Source organism: uncultured Acetatifactor sp., from assembly GCF_948601915.1.
Taxonomy (GTDB): domain Bacteria; phylum Bacillota; class Clostridia; order Lachnospirales; family Lachnospiraceae; genus Acetatifactor.
The window spans coordinates 1-7,597 of the sequence record NZ_CAPDXS010000053.1; the positions used below are offsets into that span (position 1 = coordinate 1).

Annotated in this window: 7 protein-coding genes; 3 read left to right on the forward strand and 4 right to left on the reverse strand. The window is 55.4% G+C overall.

Translation table 11 applies throughout. The features are described from left to right. The 4 genes from Q2B33_RS10840 to Q2B33_RS10855 form a co-directional block, all read right to left on the reverse strand. Positions 1-754, reverse strand: a 754-nt coding sequence (locus tag Q2B33_RS10840) for a sialidase family protein (RefSeq protein WP_300913993.1), incomplete at its 3' end; no start/stop codon positions are given. An 88-nt stretch (positions 755-842) separates the two neighbouring features. Further along, a complete protein-coding gene (locus tag Q2B33_RS10845) occupies positions 843-1,766 on the reverse strand; it encodes a carbohydrate ABC transporter permease (RefSeq protein WP_296472724.1) in 924 nt (307 codons plus the stop codon). Positions 1,767-1,793: 27 nt separating this feature from the next. Continuing rightward, positions 1,794-2,732 carry a sugar ABC transporter permease gene (locus Q2B33_RS10850; protein WP_300565693.1) on the reverse strand — a complete coding sequence of 313 codons (939 nt, stop codon included), beginning with the start codon at positions 2,730-2,732 and terminating at the stop codon, positions 1,794-1,796. Between the two features lie 322 nt (positions 2,733-3,054). Then, positions 3,055-4,266, reverse strand: a complete 1,212-nt coding sequence (locus Q2B33_RS10855; protein ID WP_300565695.1) for an SGNH/GDSL hydrolase family protein — start codon at positions 4,264-4,266, stop codon at positions 3,055-3,057. A 353-nt stretch (positions 4,267-4,619) separates the two neighbouring features. Between Q2B33_RS10855 and Q2B33_RS10860 the strand changes: the two genes are divergently transcribed. From Q2B33_RS10860 to Q2B33_RS10870, 3 genes are all read left to right on the forward strand, one after another. Continuing rightward, positions 4,620-5,576: an ROK family protein gene (locus Q2B33_RS10860; protein WP_330684587.1), complete on the forward strand. Its 957-nt coding sequence runs from the start codon at positions 4,620-4,622 to the stop codon at positions 5,574-5,576. Between the two features lie 73 nt (positions 5,577-5,649). After that, positions 5,650-6,339, forward strand: coding sequence for an N-acetylmannosamine-6-phosphate 2-epimerase (locus tag Q2B33_RS10865; RefSeq protein WP_300565697.1), 690 nt, complete (start codon positions 5,650-5,652; stop codon positions 6,337-6,339). Between the two features lie 300 nt (positions 6,340-6,639). Further along, entirely contained in the window at positions 6,640-7,290 is a 651-nt protein-coding gene (locus tag Q2B33_RS10870) for a GDSL-type esterase/lipase family protein (protein WP_300565699.1), read from the forward strand. Positions 7,291-7,597: the final 307 nt, after the last annotated feature.

The window sequence follows — 7,597 nt, forward strand, 5'->3', positions numbered from 1 at the left end:
ACCGGGAGGGCTGGCTGGCCGTCCAGGTCTCCCCATTGTCCATGGAGAACATCTCATACTGCACGAACAAATCGGTCCTGGCCCATGCCCAGAGGATTCCCGGAGCCAGCTCCACGAGCCCCGGCTCCTGCAGCCCCGAAGCCGTATTGGCCCAGGGAAGCGAACATCTGGAGCGGGAGCAGGCCCATGTCCGCCCGTCATCGTCCGAATAGAAGAACATCGCCCTGGCGTTGCCGTCCATGCGCCCGTCCCCTCCCCAGGAGCGGTGGCTTGCCACAGGCACCATAATCCTGCCGCTGGCCAGGCGCACAATCCGGTCATTGTTGAGGACAAAGAAATCTTCCTGTTCCGTGCACACGGTCCTCTCGCCCCAGGTCCGGCCGCCGTCCGGGGAACGGCGCAGAAATACCTTGGTTACGGCGTAGGTAATGCGCACCAGATAAAACAGCCCCGGTTTCCCGTCCTCCATCATGAGCAGGCCCGGCGACATCATGTTCACGCCGCCCTCTCCCTCGCATGTCAATATCACGCCCTCGTCCGTCCAGGTTAAGCCTCCGTCAACGGAGCGCATCAGGGCCAAATCCGCAAACGCATGGTCATTGGGCGAATCCCCCTTGAACCTGCTGTACACGAAAATCAGCTCTCCGTCCGCAAGCTCCAGAAAAGTCCCCTCGCTGTTCCGCGGATTGCCTGCCGACGGCGGCAGCTCCGCTGCGACGACGCCGAGATTCTGATACCGCATTCCGTCTGTCATATCCTTCTCTCCCTTCTGTGGCGGACGGGTTTTCCGTCCAATCCAATTCAATCCAATCATATCAGCCAATATCAGCCATATGCCTGCATCAGCCCTTCACGGCTCCCACCATGATACCCTTCACGAAATATTTCTGCAGGAACGGGTATACCATGATGATCGGAAGCACCACGATTACCGTGGTGGCGGCCTTGACCGTCTCCGGGTTGATGTCCATATTGCTTCCGGCCACATCTATCAGGTTCTGGGCGTCCTTTTTCTGCATGGTGTCCAGCATCCTGCGCAGCAGGTACTGCAGGGTGGTCAGTTCCGGCACGCTGCGGGTGTAGATCATATTGTCGAACCAGGCGTTCCACTGGCCCACAATCTGCCACAGGGAGACCGTTGCCAGCACAGGCTTGGAAAGCGGCATGATGATGCGGACGAACACCTGCAGCGGGGAAGCGCCGTCAATGTTGGCCGCCTCCTCCATCCCCTTGTCGATGGAGAAGAAATAGTTGCGGATGATGATACAGTTGTAAATCGAAAAGCCTCCGGGCAGTATGTACACAAGGAAATTGTTCGTCAGATGGAGATTCCTCATATTGATATATGTAGGAATCAGGCCGCCCGAGAAGAACATCGGTATCAGCAGGATGCCCGTGATGAGGCGCCTGTAGGGCATCTGGTCCCTGGTCAGCGTATAGGCCGCCAGACAGGTGACTACGATGTGGAAAGCGGTCCCCAGCACCGTCCTGGCCACCGATATCAGCATGGCGTTCAGAATCTCGGAATCCTTGAAGCAGTAGGCGTAGGCTTCAAACGACCATACCTTCGGGAAAAAGTTCACATGCATGAAAGAGATGTCCTGGGCTCTGGAAAAGGAGCGCACGATCATGTCCCAAAAGGGTATGAGAATCGTGATGCAGAACAGAATCATGAACACGATATTGAAGACATCGAACGCCTTGCTGTAGACCGACTGCTGCATCTTCTGCGGCTTATACTGCTCTTCTTTATTCTTCTTTGCCATTTTCATTTCCTCCTTCCTATCTTCCTGCTATATAATCCTGTATTCCGGATTCGCCTTGCGCGCGAACCAGTTGGCGAGCATCACCAGCAACAGGCTGACCACGTTCTGGAACAGGCCCACCGCCGTGGAGAACGCATACTGGCTCTCTATGAGACCCTTCCGGTATACGAATGTGGAAATGACGTCGGACGTGGAATATACCGCATCATTATACAGGTTGAAAATCGGATCGAATCCTACGCTGATCAGGCTGCCGATGCTGAGGATCAGCATGGTGCACATCGTGGGCATCATGGCCGGCAGCGTCACATAGAGAATCTTCTGGAAACGGTTGGCTCCGTCGATCATGACCGCATCGTAGAGCTGGGTATCGATACCGGAAATCGTCGCCAGGTAGATGACGATGCTGTATCCCGTGCCCTTCCACAGGTTCACAATCAGGTAGATCGGGATGAACATCTTCTGCTGTACCATGAAATACAGCGGCTTCTCAAAAATGCCCAGCCCCACCAGAACCGCGTTCACGATGCCGTTGGTCGGGGACAGCATCTGGTAGACAAAGGTACCCACCACGACCCAGGACAGGAAGTGCGGCATATAGGTAATCGTCTGTACGACCTTCTTGAACTTCAGGTTCATCAGCTCGTTCACCATCAGGGTAAATATGATGGTGACCGGGAAGGACGTAATCAGCGACAGCAGACTGATCTTCACCGTGTTCAGCAGCACCCTGGAAAAGTTCGGATCGGTGAACACCTTCTGGAACTGCTTAAAACCGCTCCAGTCGCTCCCCCAGATTCCCCGCGCCATCTTGAAATCCTTGAACGCGATAGCGATTCCCGGCATGGGCATATAGCTGAACAGAATCAGAAGGACGATTGCCGGAAGCGCAAAAAAGTAGAACGGCAGGTATCGCCTCATCTGTTTCATGCGCTCGTTTCGTTTTTTTGAAGCGTCTTGTTTCATTAGATTCCCTCCTTTTGGTTATTTGGATTTGCTCTCGGAATCTCCAGGCCCTATTCTCCGCGGCTTTCGAGACCCATTTTTATAAATCTCCCCTTTCTCAAAAATAAATGTGATTCGTTCCGGCTCCGGCCGATACAGACCTTTTTGATTGAGGTTGCGATTTATAGTAAAGTCATTATACTTTGAAATATATAAAATTTCAATAAAGAAAATGAAAAAAGTTTTCAGATATTAGAATTTTGTAAATTACTAACAAATTTAGTAGGTCAATTTTATGGATTATGCACAATGCCAAAAACTCAAAGCATTGCATCTTGCTTTGTCAGCTTTCTGCCGAAACAGGATAGTCCAGCGACACCATGGAATCCTCCAGAACCATATCCAATGCATATGCCATCTCCCGGAACATCCGGTAATGTCCCCGGGCGTTGGGATGGACGGCGTCGCTCATACGGCCCAGGAAAGCCTCCGGGCATTCCTGCTGCAGCACACTGAAATTGTGAAAATGATCTACCAGCGGCACTTCCTTCTCCCAGGCCACCTCCCGCACCGCCTGGACGAAGGGCACAATCGCCGTAGCGCGCTCTCCCGCGTCCTCCCTCTGGGGCTGCGGGGCGCGCAGGACGGCCTGGCTGCCCCGGGCCCGTACCATATCCACGATTTCGCACAGCTGTTTCCTGAACAGGGCCCTGTCGATCACGCCCGGGAAGCAGCAGTCATTGGTGCCGAACATGATGACCACCACGTCCGCGTCCGCGTAGGGTCCGTAGCGCATATCCAGCCTCTCCAGGAACTCCTTCGCCGTGGCTCCCGACACGCCGGTATTGATGACCGTGTCGTCCATGCGCCCCCAGTCCTCGCGTATGTACTTCTCCCAAAGCTGCACCACACTGTCATAGCCATAGGTATGCCATGCGCCGTGGGTGATGCTGTCCCCCACGAAAAGCCATTTCATGGGCTCTGCTTTCAGCACGAGCTTTCCGCCGGACGCGAATGTCTCCACGGCAGGCTCCAGGGTCAGGAGCCTTTCGCTCCCGGCCGTCACCTTCGACCGGTCCGCACCTATAGTCTCCAGCAGCCAGTTCGCCTCCGCCAGAGGATCCCGCTCCCCCTCCGCTGCCGGAAGCTCTATCAGCTCCGCCCCAATGGCCTCCGTCTGCCGCCTCAGGCTGGCAAGCCCGCTGCGGAGGGCATCGGGGGACAGCTTCCTGTCTTCCTCTCCCGAGACATAGACCACCGCAGAGGGATGGTAATCGGCCACCCTAACCCGGAACTCCCGCAGGATGTCGTCCACGCAGTATCCGGCTCTGGCCGTATTGAGGACAAAATTCTCCCTCCCGGACAGCTCCTGTCCGCACATATCCCAGCGCACCACTTCCTCGAACAGCCCTGCCATGTTGCGGAAGCCCCTGTTCTCCGAAAAGCCGCCCGCCCCATGTGCGCCTCCGGTGAAGACCCATATCCTGTTCGACATGGGAAATGTCATCCTCCTGCCCATCCTATCTATTCCTCCCATTCCCGCGATTTTTTTCATCTTCTGCCTCCTGGTTTTAAGTCGGTGTATGCGCACCGTTATCTTTCTTCATCCATATCCGCTTTCTGCACTGTATATCCCTGCGCAGTCGTCCAGCTCCTTCCGTGCCTCTGTGCTGATTCCGCAATCAGACATGAAAATATGTTTCACATTGTTTTTTTGAAGTAGCGGCTTCCTTTGGCCCTTCTATTTTATGCACTTTTCCCATAATTTTATTACATAGTACATCTAAATGGGCATTCTGTCAATATTGTATTAATATAGTTTCTAAACTATTGACATTTTTGTTGTCATGATATATAAAAGAGTGTGGGTACATTTGTTTTAATCATGCGAAAAGGAAGCTGGTAACAATGAAAAAATTTTCAGAGGCAACACACGACATCCGAATCGCGGTGGCGGATATCGGCGGCACCTGCATCAAATCCGGCATATGGGAGAACGGCGAGATCCATGAGATACGGGAGACTCCCACCGAGGCCCATCTGGGCGGAGCCCATGTCATGGGACGGGTGGAGGAAATCCTGGAGGGGTATCATGATTTCCAGGCCATCGGCATCAGCAGCGCCGGTCAGGTAAATACGGAAAAAGGTTCTATCCTGTACGCAAATAAGAACATCCCCGGTTATACCGGCACAAATATCCGGGAAATCCTGGAGGCCAGATTCCATGTCCCCGTCAGCGTACAGAACGATGTGAACAGCGCCGCCGCCGGTGAGGCCCATTACGGCGCCGGGCGGGGACACGCGAATTTCCTGTGCCTCACATACGGAACCGGCGTGGGCGGCGCCATCGTCATTGACGGCCAGGTGTACCTGGGGTCTGGGTTCTCCGCCGGGGAATTCGGCGGCATCCTGGTCCATCCCGAGGACCGGGATCCCGGACGGGACATGTTCAGCGGCTGCTATGAGAGGTACGCCTCCACTACCGCTTTGGTGCAAAGCGTCAGGTCCCGGTTTCCGGAGTTCCACAACGGACGGGAGATTTTTTCCCGTCTGGAGGACGATGGGGTGCGGGCGCTGGTGGATCGGTGGATTGCCGAAATCGTCTGGGGCCTCATCAGCCTCATCCATATCTTCAACCCCTCCCTGGTAGTCCTGGGCGGCGGCGTCATGGAACAGGAATATGTCATCACACAGGTGCGGCAGCGGTTGCGGCTGCAGCTCATCCCCTCCTTCCTGAACGTGGAGGTGGTGCCCGCCGAGCTGGGAAATCTGGCGGGAATGCTGGGTGCGGCAGAGGGCGCGCGCAAAGCTTATCATAACCCCCCTACAGCCAGCACCGCCGTACATAAAAGTCCGAGAGTTTAGTCGATGCCGAGGCAAAGGAACATTCACACAAGTTTTGAGGACTTTCACAACAATCGAAAGGAGCACATTTGAAATGAAAAACAAGAGAATCGAACAACTGCAGGGAAAGCTGATTGTATCCTGCCAGGCCCTTCCCCATGAGCCTTTGCACTCCTCCTTCATCATGGGCAGGATGGCGCTGGCGGCCAGGGAAGGCGGCGCACTGGGCATCCGGGCCAACACGAAGGAGGACATCCGGGAAATCCAGTCCCAGGTAGACCTTCCGGTCATCGGCATCGTAAAGAGGGATTATGAAGACAGCAAGATATACATAACCCCCACCATGCGGGAGGTGCAGGAGCTGATGGAGGTGAAGCCGGAGATTATCGCCCTGGACGCCACCAGCTCTGTGCGGCCCGGCGGGCTTACCCTGGACGATTTCTTCCGGCAGCTGAAGGAGACCTATCCGGATCAATTGTGGATGGCGGACTGCTCCACGGTGGAGGAAGCCCTCCACGCCGATGAGCTGGGCTTCGATTTCATTGGGACTACGCTTGTGGGTTATACGGAGCAGAGCAAAGGGGACAAAATCGAGTCCAACGATTTCGAAATCCTGCGGAAGATCATCGCCTCCGCAAAGCACCGCGTCATCGCAGAGGGCAATATCGATACGCCGGAGAAGGTCAGGCGGGTCATCGACCTGGGCGCGTTCAGCGTGGTAGTGGGCTCCATCATCACAAGGCCCCAGCTCATCACGAAGCGCTTCGCGCAGGCCCTTGACTGACGGGCCCTTACGGGCATTACCGTCATTACTATAAACATCCCTATGCCATTCCGTATCGCGAAGTCCAAACCGCAGGGCTGTGTGCTGCCTTGCGGTTCGGCGGGCCTGCCGTAGACCTGCATGTCCCGGCAGGCTGTGTGCCCCTTCTATACTCACGAGCGATGAAGTTTGCTGCAAAGTCCCCATTGGCTTTCGCAATTCCCGCCTTTCGTTTATGGTGAAGCATTGGGATGCATGGGAGTTCAGAATATACTGCCGGTCTGCCGCAAAAGGCAGGAATCCGGCCTGTAAAGGAGAGATATGGACAATACAGCGAAAACGATCGTATGCTTCGGCGATTCCAATACCCACGGTTACAACTCCGCCACCATGGGCCGTTTCACGGAAAAGGAACGCTGGCCCTGTCTGCTGGCAGACCTGCTGGGCCCGGCCTATCTGGTCCGGGAGGAGGGTCTGAGCGGCAGGACCACTTCCTTCGAGGATCCCCTCTTTGAAGGCCTCAGCGGTTTTGCGGCCATCCACCCCTGTCTCATGACCCATGAGCCCGTAGACCTGCTCATCATCATGCTGGGCACCAATGACGTGAAGCAGCGCTTCGCCGCCACCCCGGCCAACATCGCCAAGGGGATGGAACGGCTGGTGACGAAGGCCATCCACACCACGGAGGCCTGGCGCGGCAAAGCCAATATCCTCGTCATCGCGCCGCCTCCCATCGAGGAGGGCTATAAGGGGACGCAGATTCAGGGAGAGATGGGCATAGACTGTGTGGAAAAGTCCCAGGCCATCATCCCCCTTTTCCGGGAGGTAGCCGAGAGGCTGGGCTGCCATTTCCTGGAAGCCGCTTCCATTCCCGGCATGGGAATGTATCCCTATGACTATATGCACTTAAGCCTGGACAGCCACAGGCTGCTGGCCGAGAGGCTGGCGGAGCTTATTCCGGGCATCTGCTGAACAGTGCCCCCTGACCTCGTCTCTGAAAACTGAAAGCTGCGCGGGATGCCGCTCTGCCCGAGGAAGGGCGGCATCCCGCGCAGCAAAAAGCTTTCCTCTCTTCAGACCACCGCTTCTACGATTATTTGGTATCCAAAGCAGAGCTTTTTGACTCCGACTTCTAAGCGCCCACATCCACATACTGGTCTTTTATCCTCCGCATCCGTTCTTCCAGCCTTACCATATAGTGGGATTTTGGGCTGCAGCATCACGGAGACATCTTGTAAAGAAATTTGGTCATTGATAATACTGGGCCTGGGCCTGCCAG